Origin of the sequence: Campylobacter magnus (genome assembly GCF_028649595.1) — a bacterium.
Classification (GTDB): Bacteria; Campylobacterota; Campylobacteria; order Campylobacterales; family Campylobacteraceae; genus Campylobacter; species Campylobacter magnus.
Genome location: NZ_JAQSLK010000001.1, coordinates 25,478 through 50,048, shown reverse-complemented (window position 1 = coordinate 50,048; position 24,571 = coordinate 25,478). Strand labels below are relative to the sequence as shown.

General features: G+C 39.9%; 22 protein-coding genes and 1 pseudogene. 14 read left to right on the top strand and 9 right to left on the bottom strand.

Features of this window, described 5'->3' with window-relative positions:
* Positions 1-9: 9 nt before the first annotated feature.
* Together PTQ34_RS00220 and PTQ34_RS00215 are read left to right on the top strand one after the other, a co-directional pair.
* Positions 10-513, top strand: a complete 504-nt coding sequence (locus tag PTQ34_RS00220) for a DinB family protein (RefSeq protein ID WP_273931463.1) — start codon at positions 10-12, stop codon at positions 511-513.
* Between the two features lie 149 nt (positions 514-662).
* Positions 663-2,339, top strand: coding sequence for a methyltransferase regulatory domain-containing protein (locus PTQ34_RS00215; protein WP_273931462.1), 1,677 nt, complete (start codon positions 663-665; stop codon positions 2,337-2,339).
* Between the two features lie 703 nt (positions 2,340-3,042).
* On the opposite strand, the gene tilS is transcribed toward PTQ34_RS00215, so the two are convergent.
* The 6 genes from tilS to PTQ34_RS00185 all read right to left on the bottom strand — a co-directional run bounded on the left by tilS (position 3,043) and on the right by PTQ34_RS00185 (position 9,156).
* Positions 3,043-4,041: a tRNA lysidine(34) synthetase TilS gene (gene tilS / locus PTQ34_RS00210; protein WP_273931461.1), complete on the bottom strand. Its 999-nt coding sequence runs from the start codon at positions 4,039-4,041 to the stop codon at positions 3,043-3,045.
* A 30-nt stretch (positions 4,042-4,071) separates the two neighbouring features.
* On the bottom strand, positions 4,072-4,929 hold the full coding sequence (locus PTQ34_RS00205) for a 1-aminocyclopropane-1-carboxylate deaminase (RefSeq protein ID WP_273931460.1): 858 nt from the start codon (positions 4,927-4,929) through the stop codon (positions 4,072-4,074).
* A gap of 12 nt (positions 4,930-4,941) precedes the next feature.
* Entirely contained in the window at positions 4,942-5,781 is an 840-nt protein-coding gene (locus PTQ34_RS00200; RefSeq protein WP_273931459.1) for a hypothetical protein, read from the bottom strand.
* A complete protein-coding gene (locus PTQ34_RS00195; protein WP_273931458.1) occupies positions 5,778-7,082 on the bottom strand; it encodes a hypothetical protein in 1,305 nt (434 codons plus the stop codon). Before PTQ34_RS00195 ends, PTQ34_RS00200 begins: the two co-directional genes overlap by 4 nt.
* Positions 7,083-7,270: 188 nt before the next feature.
* Positions 7,271-8,353 (bottom strand): class II fructose-bisphosphate aldolase, encoded by a 1,083-nt coding sequence (gene fbaA / locus PTQ34_RS00190; RefSeq protein ID WP_273931457.1) that lies wholly within the window; start codon positions 8,351-8,353, stop codon positions 7,271-7,273.
* An 11-nt stretch (positions 8,354-8,364) separates the two neighbouring features.
* Positions 8,365-9,156 (bottom strand): peptidylprolyl isomerase, encoded by a 792-nt coding sequence (locus PTQ34_RS00185; RefSeq protein ID WP_273930432.1) that lies wholly within the window; start codon positions 9,154-9,156, stop codon positions 8,365-8,367.
* Positions 9,157-9,226: 70 nt separating this feature from the next.
* Here PTQ34_RS00185 and nth point away from each other — a divergent pair, with 70 nt between their 5' ends.
* The 12 genes and pseudogenes from nth (at position 9,227) to nikR (ending at position 21,577) form a co-directional block, all read left to right on the top strand.
* Complete coding sequence (nth, locus tag PTQ34_RS00180) at positions 9,227-9,883, top strand: endonuclease III (RefSeq protein ID WP_273931456.1); 657 nt, start codon at positions 9,227-9,229, stop codon at positions 9,881-9,883.
* A gap of 353 nt (positions 9,884-10,236) precedes the next feature.
* A pseudogene (locus PTQ34_RS08835) lies at positions 10,237-11,487 on the top strand (cache domain-containing protein); the annotation flags it as partial.
* Positions 11,479-12,225, top strand: a complete 747-nt coding sequence (locus tag PTQ34_RS08830; protein WP_404814891.1) for a methyl-accepting chemotaxis protein — start codon at positions 11,479-11,481, stop codon at positions 12,223-12,225. The pseudogene PTQ34_RS08835 and the gene PTQ34_RS08830, both read left to right, overlap by 9 nt.
* Before the next feature lie 344 nt (positions 12,226-12,569).
* Positions 12,570-13,712, top strand: coding sequence for a hydrogenase small subunit (locus PTQ34_RS00170; RefSeq protein WP_273931454.1), 1,143 nt, complete (start codon positions 12,570-12,572; stop codon positions 13,710-13,712).
* 3 nt (positions 13,713-13,715) lie between these two features.
* A complete protein-coding gene (locus PTQ34_RS00165; protein ID WP_273931453.1) occupies positions 13,716-15,434 on the top strand; it encodes a nickel-dependent hydrogenase large subunit in 1,719 nt (572 codons plus the stop codon).
* A gap of 9 nt (positions 15,435-15,443) precedes the next feature.
* The gene (gene cybH / locus PTQ34_RS00160) at positions 15,444-16,151 is read left to right on the top strand and encodes a Ni/Fe-hydrogenase, b-type cytochrome subunit (RefSeq protein ID WP_273931452.1); all 708 of its coding nucleotides are present in this window, start codon (positions 15,444-15,446) and stop codon (positions 16,149-16,151) included.
* Complete coding sequence (locus PTQ34_RS00155; protein ID WP_273931451.1) at positions 16,148-16,687, top strand: HyaD/HybD family hydrogenase maturation endopeptidase; 540 nt, start codon at positions 16,148-16,150, stop codon at positions 16,685-16,687. The genes cybH and PTQ34_RS00155 overlap by 4 nt, the downstream gene beginning before the upstream one ends.
* A 152-nt stretch (positions 16,688-16,839) precedes the next feature.
* Positions 16,840-17,049, top strand: coding sequence for a THUMP domain-containing protein (locus tag PTQ34_RS00150; RefSeq protein WP_273931450.1), 210 nt, complete (start codon positions 16,840-16,842; stop codon positions 17,047-17,049).
* Positions 17,046-17,273, top strand: coding sequence for a type II toxin-antitoxin system YafQ family toxin (locus PTQ34_RS00145; RefSeq protein ID WP_404814881.1), 228 nt, complete (start codon positions 17,046-17,048; stop codon positions 17,271-17,273). Before PTQ34_RS00150 ends, PTQ34_RS00145 begins: the two co-directional genes overlap by 4 nt.
* A 195-nt stretch (positions 17,274-17,468) precedes the next feature.
* On the top strand, positions 17,469-18,854 hold the full coding sequence (locus PTQ34_RS00140; RefSeq protein ID WP_273931449.1) for a hypothetical protein: 1,386 nt from the start codon (positions 17,469-17,471) through the stop codon (positions 18,852-18,854).
* Positions 18,826-21,168, top strand: a complete 2,343-nt coding sequence (gene hypF, locus PTQ34_RS00135; RefSeq protein ID WP_273931447.1) for a carbamoyltransferase HypF — start codon at positions 18,826-18,828, stop codon at positions 21,166-21,168. The genes PTQ34_RS00140 and hypF overlap by 29 nt, the downstream gene beginning before the upstream one ends.
* Positions 21,155-21,577, top strand: coding sequence for a nickel-responsive transcriptional regulator NikR (gene nikR, locus PTQ34_RS00130; RefSeq protein WP_273931446.1), 423 nt, complete (start codon positions 21,155-21,157; stop codon positions 21,575-21,577). Before hypF ends, nikR begins: the two co-directional genes overlap by 14 nt.
* 635 nt (positions 21,578-22,212) lie before the next feature.
* On the opposite strand, the gene PTQ34_RS00125 is transcribed toward nikR, so the two are convergent.
* Genes PTQ34_RS00125 through metX form a run of 3 tightly spaced genes read right to left on the bottom strand, consistent with a single transcriptional unit; the run spans position 22,213 to position 24,316 of the window.
* Positions 22,213-23,022 carry a carbon-nitrogen hydrolase family protein gene (locus PTQ34_RS00125; protein WP_273931445.1) on the bottom strand — a complete coding sequence of 270 codons (810 nt, stop codon included), beginning with the start codon at positions 23,020-23,022 and terminating at the stop codon, positions 22,213-22,215.
* Positions 23,019-23,222: an exodeoxyribonuclease VII small subunit gene (gene xseB / locus PTQ34_RS00120; protein ID WP_273931443.1), complete on the bottom strand. Its 204-nt coding sequence runs from the start codon at positions 23,220-23,222 to the stop codon at positions 23,019-23,021. The genes PTQ34_RS00125 and xseB overlap by 4 nt, the downstream gene beginning before the upstream one ends.
* Positions 23,219-24,316: a homoserine O-acetyltransferase MetX gene (metX, locus tag PTQ34_RS00115; RefSeq protein WP_273931442.1), complete on the bottom strand. Its 1,098-nt coding sequence runs from the start codon at positions 24,314-24,316 to the stop codon at positions 23,219-23,221. The genes xseB and metX overlap by 4 nt, the downstream gene beginning before the upstream one ends.
* Positions 24,317-24,571: the final 255 nt, after the last annotated feature.

Genomic DNA, 24,571 nt, shown 5'->3' with positions numbered 1-24,571 from the left:
GGATAAAAAATGAAAGAAATTTTAGTACTTCAAGCAAAGTATAATAAAGCCGCAAACGCTGCTATGATGAGCATTGCAGCAAGTCTAAGCGATGAGAAATTAGATGCTAATTTAGGGCTTTTTTACAAAAATCTAAGAGCTGAGCTTGCTCATATTTTAGGCGTTCAAGTGGCTGTTTTTGGCGGTGTGTTTGCTAAGTGGGCTGACGTGGACTGCGCTGATATTTTAAGCCAGATAAATGAAGATCTAAGCCTCAAAAATAAGGGTGTAGCAAGCATTGCTAAGCTTTTTGCCGCCTGTGATGAAAAAATCATCCAAATCATAGAAAAAACGCCAGAGCTAGAAAAAATAGACGAGCTAAGCTTTCCAGGCATAACATTTAAAAAATCTCGCGCAAATCTAATTTTGGCTCTGCTAAATCACAGCACCCACCACAGAGGCATAGTAGGCGCAGAACTTGAACTACTTGGAGTTTCAAATGACTTTAATGGCATGCTAGGCTACGAGCTGTAATTTTAGAGCTTAGGAATTCTAGAATTCCCTGCGTCATTGGGGGGGGGCAAAGCGACCGAAGCTAGAAATTCTAGAATTCCTAGGCAAATTCTAGAATTCCTTAGAACAATCTAGAATTCCCACAATAAATACAATAAAAAGGTCAAAAAATGCAAGAAAATAATATAAAAGACACCTATGATAGCATCCCTTATACCTCAAATCCCTTTGCAATATCAAGCATTTTTCGCTTAGAAGCAATCGCTAAAATGAGCGGTTTTGAGCCAGCCCCACACGAAAAATGCCGTGTTTTAGAGCTTGGCTGTAGCTTTGGTGGCAATCTCATGATGAGTGCTCTGCGCTGCCCTGATAGCGAGTTTATCGGCATCGACCTCTCAAGCGAGCAAATAGAGCGCGGCTCAAAAATCGTAGAACAAATGGGTATAAAAAACCTAAAACTCATCCAAGGCGACATCAGTCAAATCGCTATGGGGGGGGGCAGCAGAGAATTTGGCGAAAAGTTTGATTATATCATCGTTCATGGCATTTATAGCTGGGTGCCTGATTTTGTCAAAGATGCTATTTTTGAAGTGGGCAAAAACTACCTTAGCCCGCACGGACTAATCTACATCTCATACAACACTTACCCAGGCTGGAAAGGCAAAGATGTATTGCGTGATCTCATGCTATTTGCTGCTAGTAACGAGACAGCGCTTAGCATAGCAGCTGCCAAAGACATCGCAAAAGCTGAAATAGACGCAAATGGCGAGCTAAGTGCTAAAAACAAACTAGCTATGGCAAAGGGCTTTTGTACTGCGTTAGTGGACTTTAGCGAAAAAATCGGTCAAGATGAGTGCTACAAGCTTGGAATCTCACGCCACACAATAAACTTTGCTAAAGAACATGTGCTGACCAATAACCCAGAAAAAGATTATTATGTGATGCACGAGTATTTTGAGACCTTTAATGACCCTTGCTATTTTAAGGATTTTGTAGCAAAGGCTAGAAGTCATGGGCTAGATTATGTCGCTGATACGCATTTAAGCTCGCACTTTTCACAGATTTTTGAGGCAATACCTGCTAGCATGATGCCAAATGACCGCATTATAAAAGAGCAATTTGGCGACTTTTTGTTAAATAAGGCTTTTAGATGCTCTATTTTGGGACTAAAAGAGAGTGTTTTAGAGCTTTTTACAGCTGGCGGTGGGCTTGATGGTGGTGTGAAAAAAAGCGTGCTACAAAACTTGTATTTTCAAGCTGGCTTTGAGTATCAAAACAGCCCCGATGGCAAACTAGAAATCATCTCAAAGCTAAACAAAGCTCACAAAATAAATCCCGAGCTAAAATGGCTTTGCGATGAGTTTAACGCTCTTTATCCAGGCACCCTTAGTCTAAAAGACCTGCTAGAAAAATACAGCCAAAAGCAAGATATCATCTGGGCTAGCGTAGCGCAACTACTAGCACTTGGCGTGATTGACTTTAGCGCTGCGCCGCTGCGAGTGCTAGGCTATGAGGGCGCAAAAACCAGAGTAAAAGAGAGTTTGCGTGGCTATATAAGTTACTTTGCTAACACTGATGCGCCTGTAATCGGTGCTGCTAATGAGCTAAATGCGCTAATTTCGCTAAGTCCGCTTGAGGCAAAAGTAGCACTTTTGTGCGATGGCAGGGATCTTGGCAAGGTTTTAAAAGGCTTTAAGGATATAATTAAATCAAGCGGACAAAGCCTAGTTCAAGTGCGAAATGGCAAACAAGAAAAAATAGAAGCTCCAAATGACGCTGTATTTAAAGGCTTTTTAGATAATATTTTAGAAAAACTTAGCAACGCTGGGTATTTTGAAAAAATCTAGAATTCCCTGCGTCATTGGGGGGGGGCAAAGCGACCGAAGCTAGGAATTCTAGTTTTCTGGGGGTTAGGGGGTTTCTTTTAAGCAAAATCTAGAATTCCTAAGAATAAATCTAGAATTCCCTAAACCTTGTGCCATCCCCCAACCTAACTTTCTTTGTCATCCTCGGGCTTGACCCGAGGATCTCTATAGGGAATTCTAGAATTCATCCGTCATTGCGAGGGAGCAAAGCGACCGAAGCAATCTCATTCAAATTTCCGCAATCTCGTCTAAACTCCCGTCATTGCGGAAATTCTGTCATTGCGAGCGAAGCGAAGCAATCTCATTCAAAATTCCGTATTGCCGTCATTGCGAGGGAGCAGAGCGACCGAAGCAATCTCTAGGAATTATAGAATTCCTAGGGCTAAAAATACCCCCTAACCTCAAAAACGAAAATAAAGCAAGAGAATTCTAGATTTTAGTGGGGTTTTAGGGGAGGTAGCCCCTAAGGGTTTAAGGCATAGCCTTTATAAAATTTGCGAGCAGTGAGGCAAACCCCACTAAAGCAAGCAAAAATTTAGATTTCCTAGACAAATCTAGAATTCCTAAAAATAAATCTAAAATTCCTAAGGATGAATCTAGAATTTCTAGAGATTGCTTCGCTTCGCTCGCAATGACGAAAATTCTAGAATTCCCTAAAAGATACCCCCTAACCCCCAGAAAAAAACTAGCTTAAAAACTCTTTTAAATCTTTAAAAATATCTTTGTTTAAAAACAAAAATGCCCGAATTTTACTAGGGATTTTTAGCAGCCTGCACTCTTCTTTAAACTCTTTTTTTAGCACAACAGTTTTTAGTGGAGCGATGAAAATAAAAGCGCTGTTAGCGCAAAGTGCAACTTTATGAGAAAGCACGATTTGCCCTTCGTTTTTCATGGCCCGAGCAGCCACAGCCCTAGAGTCCGCACTTAGCAAAACACCTAGTTTTTTTAGTGCTTTATCGGCTAGATTTATGGCTTTTTCATCATTTTTTAGCACAAAAAGCCCACCACTCTCAAAGGCAAAATCGCCCAAAAGCACCTTTTTATCAGCATTTAAAGCTTCAAAAGTCCTTGCCACGCCAGCAGCAAAACTAGAAATAAACTTATCGCTAAAATTAGCCCTTATATAATTTCTCTCAAAACTCTCATCTTTGTTGCTCTCATCGTTAAAATACTTTATATTATTCTCGCGCAAAAATGCTAGTATTTCGTGCTTTGGCGTGTTTTTAAGAGGGCGATAAATATTTATTTTTTCTCCATTTTCTAGCCTCAAACTCTCATCAAAGCCAAGCAAATTAGCAAGCCCAGCACCCTTAGAAAATCTCATCAAAAACCACTCAAAATAGTCATTTAGCTGGTGGGCTAAAACAAGCCCCTCATATCCATGCTCTAAGCAAAGCCCCTTAAAAAAATCATAGCGCAAAGCCCTAGCCTTGCTTTCAAAATTGCCGTTTTTTAGCTCTGCGCTTTTGCTAAAAAATCTTTTGCCAAAACGCTCGCAAAGCTCTTTTGCACTTGCTTCTTCAAGGTCGCTGCTGGCTCTTGTTTTGTAGTTAAACAAAGCACAATCAAAGCTGATGTTTGCTTGCAATAACAGATGAAAAAGTGCCGTGCTATCGCTACCGTGTGAAAAGGCTAAAAGTAGTTTTTTGCCCCTTAGTTCGCTTAGGAATTCTAGTTTTATCATTTTATTGCCAAATTTTCTAAACCAAACTTGCTAAACCAAACTTACTAAACCAAATTTTCGCTCATACCTTGCTAGCTGGGAGGCAAGTCCGCCAAGTCCGCCTTGGTGAACATAAAGCACAGGCTTTGAAAACACGCTAAGATTTGCTAGCAAAGTAAGCCAGCCCTGAGGGTCGTAAAGCAATTCAAAAGTAATGCTAGTTTGTTCTTTTAGCCTTTGCCAAATACGCAAAAATTCTAGTTTTAGCTCGCCAAAATACGCCTTAATAGCTGGGGGTAAAATACGCACCTTTGAGTCTGGCACAAGCGCAAAAATCTGCTTTGCTAGATACTGGGGACTGCCCACACAAGGCGTGGTAAATACGCTAAATCTAGAATTCCTAGATAAAAAAGCAGCCGAAGCCCCAGTCCCACTTGGCAAAAATATATCAAAATCACAGCCTAATTCTACGCTAAGATTATCAATCAGTCTTGCTTGGCTTTTAAAGCCCTGCTCAGCTTCTTTGCAGGCTACTCCCTCAGGGATAAAAAGCGTGCTGGGACTGTTTTTTAAGCTATCAAACTGGCTTTTTTGGCTTATAATTTTCATGCCATTTTTAAGCGCAAAGGCAAAGTTACCACAAGGATTTTGCGCTAAAAACGAGCTAATATGCGTGGGATGATATAGGAATTCTAGATTTTTTAGCTTAGCAAAGCTGCTAAGCGCTGACATAGCGTTGCTTTGAGATGAGCCGTGGCTTAAAATACAATTAAAAGCACTCAAATCAGCGTGTAGAAAAAACTCTAATTTTCTAGCCTTATTGCCATTAAACTCTGCATCTATTAAATCATCTCTAAGCACGAAAAAATCACGATTTTCAAAGTGAATTTGGCTAAAAAACTCACTCATTTTAAGTCTCTTTTAAGGCTTTGGCACAAAAGAAAGACTTAAAAGCTCATTTTGCGCTGAGAGTGGAGCAAAGACTAGCTTGTCTTTAAAAACAGCAGATTCTTTAAAACCATAAATCAATCCAGCCAAAGCACTAGCTCTCTCAAGTGCTAAAAGCGCATCATCAATGTCCTTTGGCGCAGGCACAGCCACTGTGATAAAAAGCACTCTCTCAAAAATCTCAGGGTCCAAAAGCACGGCAAAATAAGACTCAATCAAACTTTTTAAAGCATCTTCATTTTTTAGAGCTGAGCCATCAAAAAACTCATCTGCGCTAAGTGCTAAAGAGCCAGTTTTGGCATCGATTTTCTCACTAAGCTCAGCATCTTTTAAGCGCATTTTAAGATTAGCGATGATTTTTAGGCTATTTTGATTTGCTTTTGTGGAGTTTTGATCTACCATTAGCACTGGTTCTTTTTGCCTAGCTTCATTTAGCTTGCTTTCTAGCTTGTTTAGGTTTAGTTTTAGCTGATTTATCTCACTTTCTTTGCGACTTAGCAAATCAGCTGTTTCATTGCTATCATTTTTTAGCTTTAAAAAGCTAAGTGAGATTTTGCTAGCTAGCAGCTCGTTTGTAGCGTTTATTTCAGAGATGAAACTAAGCAAGGTTTGCTGCTCTTTTTCTAGCTTATGAGCTTTTAGTAGCAGTGCTTTTCTATCTTCTTCTATGGCTTGGTTTTTAGCTTTTGTGCCATCTTGTAAAAACACAAGCTTAGCACTAAGCGCGCCAAAAATCAGTAAAAATATAAAAAACAGAGCCAAAAAAAGCCCTGAATAACTTAACCAAAAGCTGGTGTGTTCGTTTGGTCTCACTCTTGGGCTCTTTTTTCTTGAAGATTTGCTAGGGCGTCATTTGCTTCTTTATCTAGCTGAGCAATGCTCTCTCTCAAGTCTTTTATAGTATCAATGCTTTCTTGTGCGTCTGTGCCCTCATCATCAAAGGTCTTGCGAAATGCTTGCATGCCATCAAACATTGCTGATCTAAATCCATCAAGCACCACCCTTTGATTATCAAGCAAGTTGGCATTAAAATGCTCTAATTTCATCTCAAATCTATCCACATTTTCACAAAGCGAGCCTATAGCACGCTCCAAGCGTACAATACGCTCATCGCTGATAGTTTGAAGTCTAGCATAGTTTTGTGCAAAGCTTTCTTGCATTTCTTTTAAGGTTTGATTAAAGTTATAAAGCACATTTATAATCTCGCTATGGACGCGCGCCATATCTTTTTGTTCTCTTTGGGCTTTGCTAAGTCCTGCCATGGTTTGCTTTAGCTGTTCGCCACTTAGTTTTACGGCTTGTTCTTCATTTTTCATTATATTCGTGAAGTTTTCAAATTTATTTTCAATCACTCTATCGAGTTCTTTGAAAAATTCTTGATTGCTTACATAGCCAAAAATTTGACTGATTTTAGCAAAGCTATCAATGGATTCTTGAAGTTGGCGGTGTTCTATCTCGTCTCTGCTCCAAAAAAAGCTCCTTGTAGCAAGCTTTTGGCGGTTTATAACAACCCTAAATCTACTTTGCCCAAAACGCTCAAAAAATATCCACCACAATGCTAGTAAAAGTCCATAAATAGCCACATAAAAAGCAGAACCCACAGAGATAAAAAGCTGTGCTATCTCAAACTCAAACTCCTTTGCATCGCTAAAAGCGAAGTTTGGCAGTCTTAGTGCGATACACACAAAAACACCAAGCACGCCAAGTATAGAAAATGTAGCTGAGGCGACATTTGCAAAGCTGTCATTTCGTACAAATCTAGTATAGTTTCGCACAAAATCGTCAAAATCGCCGTTTGATTTGGTCTCTTTGCCGATGGTAAGCAGGGTTTTTATGATGAATTCTTTTAAGTCTTTTTTAAACTCTATTTGCTGTTGTTCAAAAATATAGCAACCAAATCTAGCATTATGTCTAGCAAAAAACAGAGCAAAAAGTAAAATCACACCCATTAGCACAAGGGCTGTTTTATCAATGCTTGGCCAGTATCCGCTAAAATACCCAAAAGCAAAAAGTCCAAGCACCAAAACAGGCAAGAAAACAATCTTGCTATAAACTATGATACGACTGCCAGCTCTTCCTTCAGGCAGGTTTAAATCAATCTCATTTTTATTCACAATGCGCCCTATTTTTTAAAAAAAATTCTCAAAAAACAAAAGTTTTTGTACTTTGAGAATTTTTTGATTATCTTAAGGAATTCTAGAATTCCTAATAAAAATTCTAGAATTCCTAATAAAAAATATAGAATTCCTAATAAAAAATCTAGAATTCCTACTAGGAATTCTAGAATTTAGACTAAAATATTTTAGTTTCTACCTATACAATTTAACTCTTCAAAAGCTCGTTCTAGTCTTTTTACTATACTAGCCTCGCCCTCTCTTAGCCATTTGCGTGGGTCGTAGTATTTTTTATTTGGTTTATCATCGCCTTCTGGATTGCCGATTTGACCTTGTAGATATCCGTGGTTTTTAGCCTCATAATCTCGCACTCCGTCCCAAAACGCCCATTGTGTATCAGTATCAATGTTCATTTTGACAACGCCGTAGCTAACAGCATCTTTGATGTCTTTTATATCGCTGCCGCTGCCGCCGTGAAATACAAAGCTTACAGGCTTAAAAGTGCTAGCACCAAGGTGTTCTATCACATATTTTTGAGAATTATCCAAAATCTCAGGGCGAAGCACTACATTTCCTGGCTTATAGACGCCATGAACATTGCCAAAGCTAGCTGCTATACTAAACATAGAACTAACCTCGCTTAGCTCTTTTATAGCATATGCCACATCCTCTGGCTGAGTGTAGAGCTTGGCGTTATCTACATTTGTGTTATCCACACCATCTTCTTCGCCGCCAGTTACGCCTAGTTCAATTTCTAGAGCGATATCAAGCTCGCTTAGCTCTTTTAGGTATTTTTTGCTGATTGCTACATTTTCTTCTAGGCTCTCTTCGCTAAGATCAAGCATATGAGAGCTAAAAAGCGGTTTGCCATTAGCGGCTCTATACTTGCGGTTTGCTATGATTAGAGCATCTATCCACGGCAAAAGCTTTTTAGCAGCGTGGTCGGTGTGAAGTATAACAGGCACGCCATAATGCTCAGCTAAAAGATGCGTATGATGAGCCGCAGCTATCGCACCTAGCGCATCTCCAACACCTACTTGGCTAGCTCCATTTATGCCTTTGCCAGCATAAAATGACGCTCCACCATTGCTAAGCTGTATGATGACTGGTGAGTTTACCTTTTTTGCAGTTTCTAGCACGGCATTTAGACTGTTTGTGCCTACTACATTTACAGCAGGCATAGCAAAGCCTACTTCTTTTGCATGTTCATAGAGCTGGCAAGCTTGGCAGCCAGTTAGCACACCGGCTGGGACTAATGATAATGCTCCCATTTTTCGCCTTTTTATTTATACTCGATTTTTGCGTTTTTGCGTAGATTTTCTACTTTTTTAGCTAGGTCACCTTGAAGTTTTTGTGCTTTAAGGTTGCCGATTATATTATCTTTAACACGGTCAAAAGTTAGTGTTTGTTGTGCTTTTGAATCTTGTTTATAGATGATGTGATAGCCAAATTGTGATTGAACTGCTTTTTTTGTCATCTCACCGTTTTTAAGAGCAAATGCTGCATCGCCAAATGCTGGAACCATTTGAGTTTTTGGAAACCAGCCTAGCTCACCACCAGCTGCTGCTGAGCCTTTGTCTATTGATTTTGCTGCTGCGATCTCAGAAAATTTTGCGCTTAGTGCTTCGCCTTTTAGTGCGCTTAGTTCTTTTATTATAGCATCAGCTTCTGCTTTGCTTTGAACCAAAATGTGTTTTGCGCGAACTTGCGCAGGGACAACGAACTGATTTTTGTTTTGGTTGTAGAAGTTTTGTGCTTCAGCGTCACTTACTTTAATAGCGTCAAATTGTTTTTTCTCCCAAAGCTGGATTAAAACATTTTCTTCTGCTAGTTGAGCTAGAGTTTTATATTCTTTTGAGTTTTCAACTTTTTCTTTTTTTGCTTCCATTAACACTAGTTTGCGATCGATTGCACTATCTATTAGGCGTTTTCTAGCATCAGCTGGCATTTGCTTTAGCTCGGCTGGGTTTGGACCAAAGATAGCATCATCGATGCTCTCGCCATTTACTACAGCTACTGGAGCAGCATTTAGAGCGCCAGCAAGTGCTAGCATTGCGATTAGTGATTTTTTCATTTTTTTTCCTTTTTGTAAGTTTGGACGCAAATTATAGCACAATTAAAGAATTTTTTGGTAAACTGCGAGCATGCAAAGTAAAAAAAATGTAAAAATTATCAAAGAACGCCTTTTGGAGCATTACCCAAGCGCAAAAACTGAGCTTGTTTTTAAAAACAATTTTGAGCTACTTGTGTGCGTTATGCTCTCAGCCCAGTGTACTGACAAGCGTGTAAATCTCATCACGCCAGCGCTTTTTGAGCGTTATCCTGATGCAAAAAGTCTAGCAGCGGCAAACTTACCCAGCCTAAAACTGCTTATAAACTCGTGTTCGTTTTTTAACAACAAAGCGCAAAATCTCATAAAAATGGCGCAAGCTCTGTGCCAAAAGCACGCAGGAGAGGTGCCACTAGATGAAAACGAGCTAAAGGCTCTAGCAGGCGTGGGCGTAAAAACTGCGCATGTGGTGCTAATAGAAGCACTTGGAGCAAACTTCATGGCTGTTGATACGCATGTTTTTCGCATATCAAAAAGGCTTGATTTGCTAAAAAAAGCTAAGGTGCCAGAACAAGCTGATGTCGAGCTAAGCGAGCTTTTTAAAACTGATTTAAATAGACTTCATCAAGCAATGATAATCTTTGGTCGCTATACTTGTAAGGCAATTAAGCCTCATTGCGAGGACTGCTTTTTAAGCGAGTTTTGTAAAGAAAAAAAACAAATAAAATCTAGAATTCCTAGCAAAATATAGAATTCCTAGACTAAAAATACCCCCGCACCCTGGGTCAGCGGATGCAAAGCAAAAAATCTAGAATTCCTAGCAAAATTCTAGAATTCCTTAGGGCTTGAGATTTGGGGAATTCTAGATTTATAAAAGAATTCTAGAATTTTTATACAAAGAATTCTAGAATTCCCTAGAAAAACTTAAAAACTAACTTTTAGTATTTTTCTTTTCGTTATCTTCTACTTTCAAACTTAAATATATAAAATTAAAAAATTTAAAATAAAATTTCGAATTAAAATGAAAAAATATTAAATTTTAGTTTATATTAAAATTATTTTGCTAGAATCAAACCTTAATTTTCATCAAAAAAAGGACAAAACATGAACAAAATGGGTTTAAACGCTAAAACAATTAGCGTAGTTGTTTTGCTCTTTATTGTGCTTGTAGGCGCACTTAGCGCTTATTCGCATGCAAGAGTAAAATCAGAAACAGTTGATTATTTTAGTGATATTCAACGCCTAGCACTAAGTGCTTCTCACACAACCATAAATATCACTATGAACATAGAAGCAGAGCAGCACCTAAAAGCTCTTGGTGATTCTTTGGCTATTCACGGCTTACAAAATACTCGCATTATAGAAGATGATGTAATGGAGCTAATCCGCTATCCTAAGGCTTATGTAGCATTTGAGTCTGGCAGTAGTGCTGTAAGCTGGCTAAATAAAGACTTCCGCCCTGCTAACACTGCTTGGGATGAAAGCACAGATCTAAGAAATGAAATGTGGTATCAAGCAGCAAAAAAATCTGACAAACTATACATCAGCGAAGTTCATCAGCTACAAGATGGTCCTTTTGCAGGTCGCATGGTAGCTAAAGCAGCTTTGCCGATGAAGAAAAATGGAGCTATTGTTGGTGTTGTAGCAGTTGATATTTTTGTTGATGATTTTCAAACAAGATTTGATAAATTTGTTAGTAAAACAATTCCTAGTCAAAATATTTTTTTACTAGATAGTTCAGGTAGAATTTTCTCACATAAAGATAATGGTGTTATTCGCACTCAAGCAAACGGTAATCTAAAAGAAAAACTAGATGCCGCTCTTAAAAGCTCAAACAATACTACTGGCACATTTAAGTTTATAAACTTTAACAATGAGGAAGTAACAGCAATTTATCAAAGATTTGATTTTGGCTGGACTGTTGTCGCAGAAGCAGCTGACAAAGACTATAACGGCGTTTTAAATGAAAACTTATTAGCTCAGGTTATTGCTGTTATAGTGCTTTTAATCATCGGTGCGATTTCACTATATTTTGTATTGCGCCACTTCCTAGCACCTATTGCTTTAATCGAAAAAAGCGTAGCAGATAGCTTTAAATATGTAAATCACGAGCTTTCATCTGCTCCAAAACTACTAAATATCAACACAGGCGATGAGTTTGGCAGAATTGCTTCTATGATAAATAAAAATATAAAAAGCACGGAAGCTGGCTTAAAACAAGATACCGATGCTGTGGAAAACTCAGTTGCAGTAGCTCAAAGCATAGAGCAAGGTGATCTAACAGCTCGCATTGCTCTTAATCCAAATAACCCAGAGCTAGTTAAACTTAAAAATGTGCTAAATAAAATGCTTGATACTCTTCAAGCTAGAGTTGGTAATGATATGAATATTATACTAAAAACTTTTGATGAGTATAAAGCACTTGATTTTAGAAATAAAATTGAAGGCGCAAAAGGCGATGTTGAGCTTACTACAAATGCTCTTGGCGATGAGATTATCAAAATGCTACGCACCTCTGCTGGCTTTGCGCAGGCACTTAGCGCACAAAGCCAGGAGCTAACATCAAGAGTAAATGCTCTAAGAAACAGCTCAGATGAGCAAAACAAAAATCTAAAATCTAGTGCTGATCTACTAGCAAATATCACAGCATCTATGTCAAATGTAGTTCAAAAAACTAGCGAAGTTGCCACTCAGTCTGAGGATATCAAAAATGTAACTGCTATCATCCGCGATATCGCTGATCAAATCAACCTGCTAGCTCTAAATGCTGCTATTGAGGCTGCAAGAGCTGGTGAGCATGGTAGAGGCTTTGCTGTTGTTGCTGATGAAGTAAGAAATCTAGCTGAAAAAACTCAAAAATCACTAGCTGATATCGAGAGCAACACTAGCATACTAGTTCAAAGCGTAAATGACATGAGCGAGCAAATCCGCATCCAAAGCGAAGGCATTGAGAGAATTAACGAAAATGTAGCTAATATAGAAATTCATATGAACGAAAATGCTACTATCGCTCACGACTCAGCTACTATCGCTAGCGAAGTAAGCAAAATCGCAAAAAGCATCGTAGAAGATAACGAAAAGAAAAAATACTAAGAGTTAGCTTCTAAGCTTTTCTAGGGAATTCTAGAATTCTTTTATAAATCTAGAATTCACTAAATCTCAAGCCCTAAGAAATTCTAGAATTTTGCTAGGAATTCTAGAATTCCCTAGGGCTTTTTTTATTTATAAGTTCTAGGAATTCTAGAATTTTGCTAGGAATTCTAGATTTTTTGCTTCGCATCCGCTGACCCAGGGTGTGGGGGTATTTTTAGTCTAGGAATTCTAGAATTCCCTGTCTTATTAATAAAATCTTAAAAAAAAATATTAGTTTAAAAACTTATTTTTTTATAAATAATAATTAAATATAATTACGAAAAATCTTTTGTAAAGGGGTAAAGATGAAAGACCTTCAAAATTCGCTTGATCTTCGTCTAGCACAGCTTCAAGCTTTGCCAAAGATGAAAGACGGCTCTATAATGGACGCTCTTAAATCTCATGGCTTTTCTCGCCGTGATTTTATGAAATGGGCTGGTTCTATGACTGCCCTACTAGCACTGCCTGCTAGCTTAGCACCAAGCGTGGCAAAGGCTGCTGAGATGGCAGATCGTCTGCCTGTTATCTGGCTACACATGGCTGAGTGTACAGGATGTTCTGAGAGCCTACTTCGCAGCGATGCGCCAACTATTGATAGTCTTATATTTGACTACATTAGCCTTGAGTATCACGAGACTGTGATGGCAGCTAGTGGCTGGCAAGCAGAAGAGAACTTAGAGGGCGCGATAGAAAAATACAAAGGTCAATATGTGCTAATGGTAGAAGGTGGAATTCCAGCCGGACAAAACGCCTTTTATCTAAGCGTAGGTCCAGAGGGCAAAACTGGCGAGGCACATGCTAAGCACGCAGCTGGGAATGCGGCTGCTATATTTGCTATTGGCACCTGTTCTAGCTTTGGCGGTATCCAAGCAGCAGCTCCAAACCCAACTGGCGCAATGCCACTTCACAAAGTAACAAATAAACCTGTTATAAATGTCCCTGGCTGTCCACCAAGTGAGAAAAATATAGTAGGAAATGTGCTTCATTACTTGCTATTTGGCACTTTGCCAGCACTTGATAGCTACAATAGACCAAAATGGGCTTACGGACATAGAATTCACGACCTTTGCGAGCGTAGAGGACATTTTGATGCTGGCGAGTTCGTAGAAGCCTTCGGCGATGAAGGCGCAAAAAAAGGCTACTGTCTATACAAAGTCGGCTGTAAAGGCCCATATACATTTAATAACTGCTCGCAAGAACGTTTTAATAGCCACACAAGCTGGCCTATCCAAGCAGGTCACGGCTGTATCGGCTGCTCAGAGCCAAACTTCTGGGATAACATGGGACCATTTGAAGAGCCTTTGGGCGATAGATTATATAAAAGCGTATTTGGCGGACTTGGCAGCGACGCCGTGGCTGATAAAATCGGCATAGGCGTGTTAGCTCTAACTGGTGTAGCGATAGCTGCTCACGCAGTAATCGCAAGTGCGAAAAAAGCGGAGGAATAAAACATGGCACAAAGAATAGTAGTAGATCCTATCACACGCATTGAAGGACACTTGCGCATAGAAGTAATGGTAGATGAAAATAATGTAGTCCAAGAAGCTTATAGCGGCTCAACTCTATGGCGTGGAATCGAGCAAATCGTAAAAGGCCGTGACCCACGCGATGCTGGCTTTATGACTCAGCGCATTTGTGGAGTTTGTACCTTTTCTCACTACCGAGCCGGCATAGAAGCAGTAGAAAACGCTCTTGGAATTCAAATCCCACTAAATGCTGAGCTAACTAGAACGCTGATGAATGCAGCACTATTTTTACACGACCATCCGGTGCATTTTTATCAACTCCACGCACTTGATTTTGTTGATATCGTTAGCGCTCTCTCAGCCGATCCTAAAAAAGCAAGCGATGAAGCCTTTAAATACTGCTCTACTCCATACGCTTGTGGTGCAGACCAGCTAAAAGCAGTCCAAGACAAAGTAGCAGCCTTTGTGAAAAAGGGCGCACTAGGACCTTTTGCTAACGCATACTGGGGACACAGCACTTATCATTTCACACCAGAGCAAAACCTTATTGCTCTAAGCCACTATTTAGAGTGCCTAAGAGTACAAAGAACAGCAGCGCAGATGATGGCTGTCTTTGGCGGCAAGCAACCTCACCCACAAAGCCTAACTGTTGGCGGCGTAACTTGCGTAATGGATCTAAAAAGCCCAGCAAGACTAGGCGAGTATATGGTTAAATTCCAGGAAGTTGCTGATTTTATCAACCGTGCTTACTACCCAGATCTAGTAATGGCAGGTAAAGCCTACGCAAACGAAGCAAGCGTGCTAAATGATGTGGGCGTACCAAATCTGTTTACAAGCAGGACCTTTATGGTAGGCAAAAATGACTATCTATTTGATAGCGGTATTATTATGAACGGCGATATAAAAAATGTGCTTGAAGTAGATGAGAGCAAAATCACAGAAGAAGCCACTCACTCATGGTATAAAAATGACAAAGCATTACATCCATACGACGGCGAGACTGAGCCAAACTTCACAGGGCTTAAAGATGAAAAAACGCTAAACGCAAAAGGGCAAATGGCTGATAGCAAGGTATTTGATCATGCTGGCAAGTATAGTTGGATAAAAGCACCACGCTATGACAGCGAGCCTATGCAAGTAGGACCACTTGCAAATATCGTAGTAAACTACGCAAAAGGTAATCAATATGTAGCGCCTGTTGTAGAGAAATTCCTAAGCGATACTGGCTTGCCACTAGGCGCAGTTCTTAGCACACTAGGTAGAACCGCAACTCGCATGATAGAAGCAAAAGTAATAGCTGATAACTGCCTAAAAGCCTTTAACAACCTAGTAGAAAATCTAAAAGTAGATGATAGCACCTGCGCACCATATGTAATAGATAAAAACAAAGAATACAAAGGTCGCTACATAGGACATGTGCCAAGAGGAACTCTAAGCCACTGGTGTCGTATAAAAAACGGAGTGATAGAAAACTGGCAAGCAGTAGTGCCAAGCACATGGAACGCATCTCCAAAAGATGCTGCTGGCAAAATGGGTAGCTATGAGGCTTGCCTAGTAGGACTAAAAATCGCTGATCTAAAACAGCCACTAGAAATCATCCGCAAAATCCACAGCTACGATCCTTGTATCGCTTGTGCTGTACATGTAATGGATATGAAAGGCAATGAAATCAGCCACTACAAAGTAAATCCAAACCTGATCTAAGGGGCGAGCATGAAAGAAGTATATAAACACGGAAGCGGCGAGAACAATAGAGAAGCTGTTTATGAATTTTCTATTGGCTTGCGCTTTACTCACTGGGTGCGTGCTATAAGCATAATCGTGCTTACTGTAAGCGGTCTATATATCGCTTATGTATTTGCTGCACCTGTGGTAACTGGCGAGCCGATAAACTTCATGAACGCTAAATGGCGTGCTGTACATGAAGTGGCTGGATTTATCTTGCTTGGCTGCTTGATTTTTAAAAGCTATTTGTTTTTCTTTGATAGAAAAAGTCATGGAGAAAGAGTAAGTATAAAAGATAGCTTTAATATCAAAACTTGGGTAGCGCAAATAAAATATTATTTATTTGTAGGCGAGCACCCACACCTAAAAGGCGTGTATAATCCACTACAATTTATATCTTATGTGGTATTTTATTTGCTTATGATAGGACTTTGCTTAACTGGGTTTATTTTATACGCAAATAGCTATCACGAGGGCTTTGGTGGGCTTATTTATGAGTGTATGAGGAGCTTTGAGGCGATGTTTGGTGGTCTAGCAAATGTACGCCAAATTCATCATATTCTTACTTGGGCTGTTGTGATTTTTGTCTGTGTTCATATCTATATGGCTGTCTTTAACGCTATAAAAGGTAGAGACGGCGGCATGGATGCGATTTTTAGCGGCTATAAGTTTATAAAAGACGGAAAACGCACTTGAAAATACTAGCTCTTGGTATAGGCAATGTGATGTTTGGCGATGAGGGCGTAGGCGTTCATTTTATGAAAATGATGAGCGAAAACTACGAATTCTCATCGCCAGAGCATACTTTGACTTTCCTTGATGGTGGGACAATGGCAAATCACCTTGCCCCTATCATCGCTGACTATGAGTATCTCATAGTTTGCGACTGCATTGACGCAAATGGTGGCTTGGTGGGCGATGTGTATTTTTTTGACTTTGAGGATGCCCCAAATGCTATAAAATGGAGTGGCTCAGCGCATGAAGTAGAAATGCTCCAAACCCTACAAATGATGGACTTGCTAGGCGACCGCCCAAAGACTAAGATAATAGGCGTTATCCCAAAACGCATAGAGCCTATGAGCTTTGAGCTAAGCTCTGAGCTACAAAACGCCGTGCCTGTAATGAGCAAGGTGTTTTTAAAAGAACTGAGTAAGCTTGGCTTTACTTGTGATAAAAAGGCTGATTACAGCATAGCTGACATTGCCAAAAAATGGCAAGAAAAACAATTTTAAAAGCAATTCTAGAATTCCTAAATTATTTTAGAATTCTAAATCTAGAATTCCTTAGAATAAAATCTAGAATTCCTAACTCTAAATTCTAGAATTTGCTAAAAAATCTACATAAAGCCTAAAAATTCAGCTAAAATTCACAAAAAGGAGCAAAGATGACAAGCCTAACACTAAGCGCAAATAGCGCATTTTTAGAACAAATTCTAGAATTTGCCAAAAAACTAGCAAAAGAACAAAATCAAAAGTTTAAGTTTAGCACCGACCAAAGCCAAACGCTAAAAGTAATAAACGAAGCTAGAAATAACAAAAATCTCTCAAAAGCTTATAGCGATGTAGATGAGCTTATGAGCGACTTGCTAAAATGAAATTTAGCATTAAATACCACAAGGTTTTTAAAAAAGATTTAAAGCCTTTTAAAAACGACTCTGCGCTTATAGCCGAGCTTCGTGCTGTCATAGAAAAGCTAGCAAATGATGAGATTTTAGAGCCAAAATACAAAGACCACGCACTAAAAGGCGATTTTATCGGCACGAGAGAATGCCACATAAAAGGCAATGCACTTTTGGTATATGAAAAAAAACGAAAATGAGCTTATTTTACACTGCTTACGCTTTGGTTCGCACTCAAAGCTAGGGCTAAAATAAAGGCAAAATTCTAGAATTCCCAAACTAGAATTCCCCCACACCCCCTAGAAAAAATCATACAATTACCTAAGGAATTCTAGAATTCCTTATAATTTTTGCTATAATCACGATATTTAAATTCTAGAATTTAAGGCGTTTTTATGACTTTACATTTCACATTTTATAGCAAGGCGCGGCATATTGCGTTTTTTGTGGATTTTTGGGCTAGGCGCTCAAATCTGCGCTATGCTCTGCGCCAAAATGATGATAGCTGCGAGCTTTTTATACAAGGCAGCGAGAGCGAGCTAACAAAGTTTAGCGATGAGCTAGCTAAGATGTCTACTTCGGTGTTTTTAAAAGACACTAGCGTCCAGCTTTGTGACGAAGTGCCTGATATCCCAGCATTTAGCACGGATTTTAAAAGCGCAAATATCACGCCATATGCACTTGAAACTGGCAAAAATGAGTGCGGATTTGAGAGCGATGAGGACTTTATAAAAGCTGCATCCCAAGCTCTAAAAGCTTCTCAAAGTGTCAGCTACAAAGGGCTTATTATCTCAAAGCTAGAAAACTTTGATTGCGATTATATCATGCCTACAAGGCTAAATCTCTTGCCAAAGATTTTTATTTGCGATGAAAAAAATATGATAGCACTAAGTAGTTTTGAAAAGCCAGTTATTCGCCTGCGAACCAGTGCGCTTTTTCGCCAAAATCACAAGGATGCGCCACTATTTTTTGGGGTAAGAGCGCCTTTTGATATAAATCTTTTTAAACTAGCCCAGAGCTTAGAGGGCATAAACTTCTTAGCTATAAAGGACTCAAATCGCCCATTTTGCGCAAACTTGCTTGAGCGCCAGCTTTGCGTGATTAAAGGCGGAGAGTTTAGCCCAGTCATAAACAGCAAAAACAAGCTAGCAGCGCTATTTGCGCTAGTTTTAGCCGAGTACAAAATCAGTCCTCAAAACTGCGGACTAATTTATTTTAGCAAAGAAAATGCTGATTTTATCAAGGTTTTCAAAGGTGATAGCCAATACGAAATGCTAAAAATCAATATCCCTAGCTCATACGAAGAAATATATGAAATAATCAGCTCTCGCTCAGCTCTTATTGAAAATTTTAAGGCAAAATTCCCTCTAAAAACCGGCAAAATAGACCGCCCTGCGAATTTTTACTCGCTATTTTGTATTATCGCTGAGATTTTAGGCTTTAAGGATGAGCCACTTGACCTTGGGGCTGATTTTAGCGGCGCAAGGGGCGTTAGGATTGATTATAAAATGCAAAGTAAGGATGAGTTTGATACAATCAGCCTAATTGCTTCAGCGATGAGCTTTGCGCTAGCTGGCGCTGATGAGAGAAATATCAGCTTTGGGCTGATTGAGAGCCTTGTTAGCTTTATTGACAGCTATACTGACTTGCTAAAAAATGAGCTAGAATGCGAAGATTTCGTTCTTTTAGGCTCGCTATTTAGCTCAAAGCCACTTGGCGAGCTGGCCCTAAAACACACAAATGCTAAACTAAGTGAGATTTATCCACTTGAACTGCCTTAAAATCACGCTAAAAGGGCTAGTCCAAGGCGTGGGCATGCGCCCTTTTATCTATAATCTCGCACTCTCTCTTGGCTTAAAAGGACAGGTCTATAATGATGGTATTGGCGTCCAAATCAGCCTTTGTGGCAGTGCAGCAGACTGCGAGAGCTTTTTATCTAGGCTTAAAAAAAATCCACCCCCACTTGCTCGCATTGATGAGATTATTTGTGAGAGCTCAAACGAGATTTTTGATGATTTTAGAATTCTTAGCTCGCAGCAGGCGCAAAAAATCGCGCCGATTTTAAGTGATTTTGCTATTTGCGCTGATTGTGAGGCTGAGTTTAGAGACCCTAAAAACCGCCGTTACCATCACGCTTTTATAAACTGCACGCATTGTGGACCACGCTTTTCTATCATCTCATCTTTGCCCTACGACCGCAAAAACACTAGCATGGCAGAGTTTAAAATGTGTGCTAGCTGTGAGCGTGAGTATAACGACCCTTTAAATCGTCGTTTTCACGCTCAGCCTACTTGCTGTCCTAACTGCGGTCCAAAAGCGTTTTTAAAAGATTTAAAAGGACAGATTTTCGCGGAGGGCGAGAGTGCTTTTAACACCTGCGCAGAGCTTTTAGAACAAGGTAAAATCATCGCAATCAAAGGGCTTGGCGGCTTTCATCTATGCTGTGATGGCTCAAATGCTAAGGCAATAAATGAGCTAAGAAAGCGCAAAAATCGCCCAGCAAAGCCGCTTGCTATAATGTGCGAAAACGAGCAAATGGCAAGTGCTTTGGCTGATTTTACTAAGGGCGAAAAAAAGCTTCTAAACTCACAGCTTCGCCCTATCGTGCTAGCAAAAAAATCACAATTTTTAAGAGCTAAACTTAGTCAGGCAATCGCTCCAAACATTGATAAAATCGGTGTTTTTCTGGCTCCAACTTCTTTTAATCTCTTGCTTTTTCATTACTTTAAAAAGCCCATCATCGCAACTAGCGCAAATCTAAGTGGTGAGCCGATTATTACAAGCTCCCACGAGCTTTGTGCTAAACTTAACTCGGTGGCTGATTTTGTGCTTGATCACAATAGGCAGATTTTAAATCCTAGCGATGATAGCGTGGTGTTTTACTCTGAGAATCTGGAGCTGGCGCAGTATATACGCACTTCAAGGGGGCTAAGACCTAGCATTGTACCTTTTGAAATTCCAAATAATATTTCGCCAAATTCTAGAATTCCTAGCGATAATTTATTAAATTCTAGAATTCCTAGCGAAAATTCTAGAATTCCAAAATACACCCCCCGCACCCCCCACAAAACCATACTCGCCCTTGGCAGCGAGCTTAAAAACACCTTTGGCATTTACCACGAGGGAAATATTTTTCTAAGTCCTTATATCGGCGATCTAAAAAATATAGCTACAAAAGAGAGATTTGATGCCCTACTAGCTACTTTTAAGCGTACTTATGAGCTGGAATTCACTGAGATTATCGCTGATTTGCATCCGCATTTTAGCCATACAAAGGACTTTGAAAAAAGTGGGCAAAACATAAAAAAACTAGCCCACCACAAGGCGCACATTTATAGCGTAATGTGCGAGAATAACCTGCTCTTAAATGCTGATATACTCGGCTTTGCCTTTGATGGCACAGGTTATGGAGAGGACGCTAAAATCTGGGGCGGAGAGGTTTTTGGAGTTTGCGATAGCAAGGGGCTTAAAAGGCTTTATCATTTTGATTATTTTGCGATGATAGGTAGCCAAAATGCTATAAAAAACATTTATTTTTTAGCCTTTGCGCTGCTTAGAAAATACGAGCTAAGCGCGCCTAGCTTTTTTGGGCGTTTTGATGAAAATCAGCTTAAAAGGCTTGAAATCGGCTTAAAAGCCGCTAGTGTTCAAACTAGCTCGCTGGGGCGGATATTTGACGCAGTTGCTAGCATTGTACTTGGGCTTGATAGCGTTAGCTACGATGCGCAAGCAGCTATGGAGCTAGAAGCTCTTTATGATTCTAGCCTTGATGTTTGCTATGAGTTTAGCCTAAGTGGCGAGATAATCAGCCTAGAAGCTGTTTTAAAGAGCATTTTGGCCCAGAGTTTGCCAAGCGTGGCAGCAACTGGCTTTATAAACGGCATCGCAGCACTTATTGCAAAAATTGCCAAAAAGCACGAAAAAAGCGTGGTTTTAGGCGGCGGCTGTTTTGCCAATAAGGCTCTTTTAGAGCGAACTATAACCCTACTAAAAGCGCAAAATACGCCCTATTACCTGCCAAAAAATCTGCCTGCTGGCGATGAGAGCATAGCCTTAGGTCAGCTTTACTACGCATTAAAGGATGAAAATGAATGAGAAGATTTTAAGGTATAGCATTTCGCTACCTGCGCCACTGCTAAAAGAGCTTGACGCTCTTGTAAAAGCCCAAAACTACGCTAGTAGAAGTGAGTTTACGCGCGATATCATCCGTGAGTATCTAGGGCGCAAGAGTTGGAGTGATAGTAGTAGCGAAGCCACTGCCGTGCTAGTAATCAGCTATGACCACCACGAAGGCGAGCTACTAATGCGCAAAATGCGCTTAGAACACGACAGCAAGGTAGAAATCATCTGCACAAATCACATTCACATAGACCATCACAACTGCTTGGAGACGCTGATACTACGTGGTGTGGTGCGTGATATAGAGGAGTTTAGCGCAAATATCAAGGGACTAAAAGGCGTGAAGTTTAGTCAGCTTGTGCGTGCTAGCGTACCGAAGTTTTAGGGAATTCTGGATTGTAGGAATTCTAGATTTTTGGGAATTCTAGAATTCCTAGTTGTATTTTCATAGGGAATTCTAGATTTTAAACTTGGAAATTCTAGATTTTGGGAATTCTAGAATTCATAGGCTTTTTGGGGGTTAGGGGGTATTTTTTATCTTAAAGAATTCTAGTTTAAGGAATTCTAGTTTAGGAAATTCTCTTTAAGGAATTCTAGTTTAGGGAATTTTAGTTTAGGAATTCTCTTTAAGGAATTTTAGAATTCTCTACTATGTCATCCCCCCCCCCAGCCCCTTTGGGGGATCCCTATATAGAATTCTAGAATTCTTAAATGATATAAACGCAAAAAGCCTCTAGGAATTCAAAAATTTATTTGTGATGAGATCCTAGAGTCAAGTCGGGGGATGACACAAGGCTTGGGAATTTTAGAATTTATTCTAGGAATTCTAAAATTATTCTAGGAATTCTCTCAGGGAATTCTAGATTTTGGGAATTCTAGAATTCTTAGCTGTAGTTTCATAAGGAATTCTAGATTTTAGACTTAGGAAGTCTAGAATTCCTAGCTGTATTTTCATAAAGAATTCTAGATTTTAGACTTGGGAATTCTAGATTCTGGGAATTCTAGAAATCCTAATAAACTTTATCTAACAAAGCTATTTGAGATTGTGCCAAATTTCCAAGTTTTTTTAGCATCATTTAGCTCGCTTTTTGAGATTGTAGCAAGTAGCATTTCTTCTTTTTCACCTAGTATATGAGTGATTTCTCCGTGTGGCGAACATAGCATAGAACGCCCATAAAACTGCGTTTCATACTCGTTTTTGCCGCTTCCAAAAGTAGCTTTGCCAAGGCGGTTTGCTCTTAAAATATATATATTATTAGTAAATGCTCTCATACTAAGCAAACTATCCCAGCGAGGTCCTGACTCCAAAGCACAAGCTGTTGGCATAAGTAAGCAGTCTATTTTTTTGGCACGAGCAAGCGCAAAAAACTCATCAAAATGCGCTTCAAAGCCAAAAATCGTAGCAAACTTAAATCCATCCACGCTAAAAGCACCAATCTCAAGGCTCTCATTTGCGCTAAAAAACGCCGCCTCATTCCAGTGAGAATATGGCATAAGAGCATTAGCCACTCGGTATTTCACACCAGCTTGAGAAAAATGCGCAATTGCCTTTACATACTCTTTTGGCTTTACAAGCACGATAGGGGCGATGATGTGTAGATCATACTTTATAGCAAGTTCGGCTAGGGCTTTTTTCTTGCTCTCGCTTTGTTCTTTTATCATGCTTTTTGGCATCAGTTCTAGCTCACTAAAAAACGAATTTATCACATATTCGCCCAGTAGCACGACTTTTGCGCCACTTTTGGCTGCTGTTTGGAGGTAATAATCTAGTCTAGAATTACTAAGTGCCAAGGTGCCAATTTGCAAGGCGCAAAGTTTTAGTTCGCTCATTGCTCGCCTTTTTGGTATTCTTCTAGGCTTAGTTTTGCGTTTTCTAGTAGCGCACTAGCTTTTTTTGCTAGCTTATCGCCTTCTTTGAAAAGCTCCAAGCTTTTCTCCAAGCCAATATCGCTTTTTTGTATTTGCGTTGTGATTTCTTCAAGCCTTGCTAGTGCTGCTTCAAAGCTTAGTTCACTCATTTCTTCACTCATTGTATAGCCTTTCTAATGTGATTTTCTATCTTTGGGACTTCTACCAAAAAAGCATCATGCCCATAATCACTCTTAATCTCTTCGTAATAATGCTCCTTGCCAAGTGCTTTTAGCTCATCGGCTATAGCCTTCATCTCGCTTGGGAAAAAGAGCATATCCCCACTAAAGCTTAGCAAAGTAAGCTGCGAGCGAACCTTGCTAAGCGCAGCTGTTAGTGAGCCGTAGTGACGAGTGGTATCAAAGTTATTCATCATTTTTATAGTATAAAGATAGCATAGCGGATCAAAGCGCTTAGCAAAGTTTGCGCCGTTATACTCCATGTAGCGATCCACCTCATACCTACCAAAAAGCTCATAAAGTCCGTCCGTGCCTACATAGCGACGAGCAAATTTCCGCTCCATGCTAGCTGGGGCTAAAAAGCTTATATGCCCAGCTATTCGCCCTACTTCAAGACCTAAAAGTCCATTTTTTGCCACTTGCTTTTCATCATAATAACCGCCTTTAAACTCAGGGTCATTTTTGATAGCGTGCATAGCGATTTTGTTAAACGCTATCGCCCAAGGCTGCGTGGCGTAAGTGCTAGCCATACTCACTACATTTCTAGCAAAATCAGGATGCTCTATAGCAAAGCATAATGCTTGCATACCACCTAGACTGCCACCGATGATGGCTCGCACCTTTTTTATACCAAGCCTCTTAAAAAGCCTCATTTGCGCATTTACCACATCGCTAATAGCAAGCACTGGAAAGCGCAAGCGATACTGCGCATTTTTATTTGGCTCTATACTAAGTGGGCTAGTAGAGCCAAAAGGCGAGCCTAAAATATCAACACAAATCACAAAATATTTGCTAGTATCTATGCACTTACCATCGCCGATTAGAGTGTCCCACCAACCAGGCTTTGGCTCGCTCTCATCGTATTTGCCTGCTGCGTGGTGGCTGCCAGTTAGTGCGTGGCATATCACTATGATATTGCTATCATCGCTAGCACGCTCGCCGTAAGTCTCATAAACTAGCTCAAACTCACTTAAAATACGACCGCTCTCTAAGCGCAAAACTTCGTTAAAATACTCTTTTTTTGTTTGTATATTCATCTTTTTTATTTGGCTATGCTTTTGTTCTAGAATTCCCTAGGAATTCAAAAATTCAAATTCCTAAAAATTTGAATTCCTAAGGAATTCTAGTTTTTTACTTATGACTACGGCTCTAAGATTGTGGCGGGAATTTTGCTAAAGTGCTTGCAGCGCTAGCCGTGGAGCCGTGTCCGCGGCAGCGGCTGGTGAAATTGTGCGGCTGAATTTCAAGCTCGCCGCTGCTATCAAAAACACCACAAATTCAGCGGCGAGCGT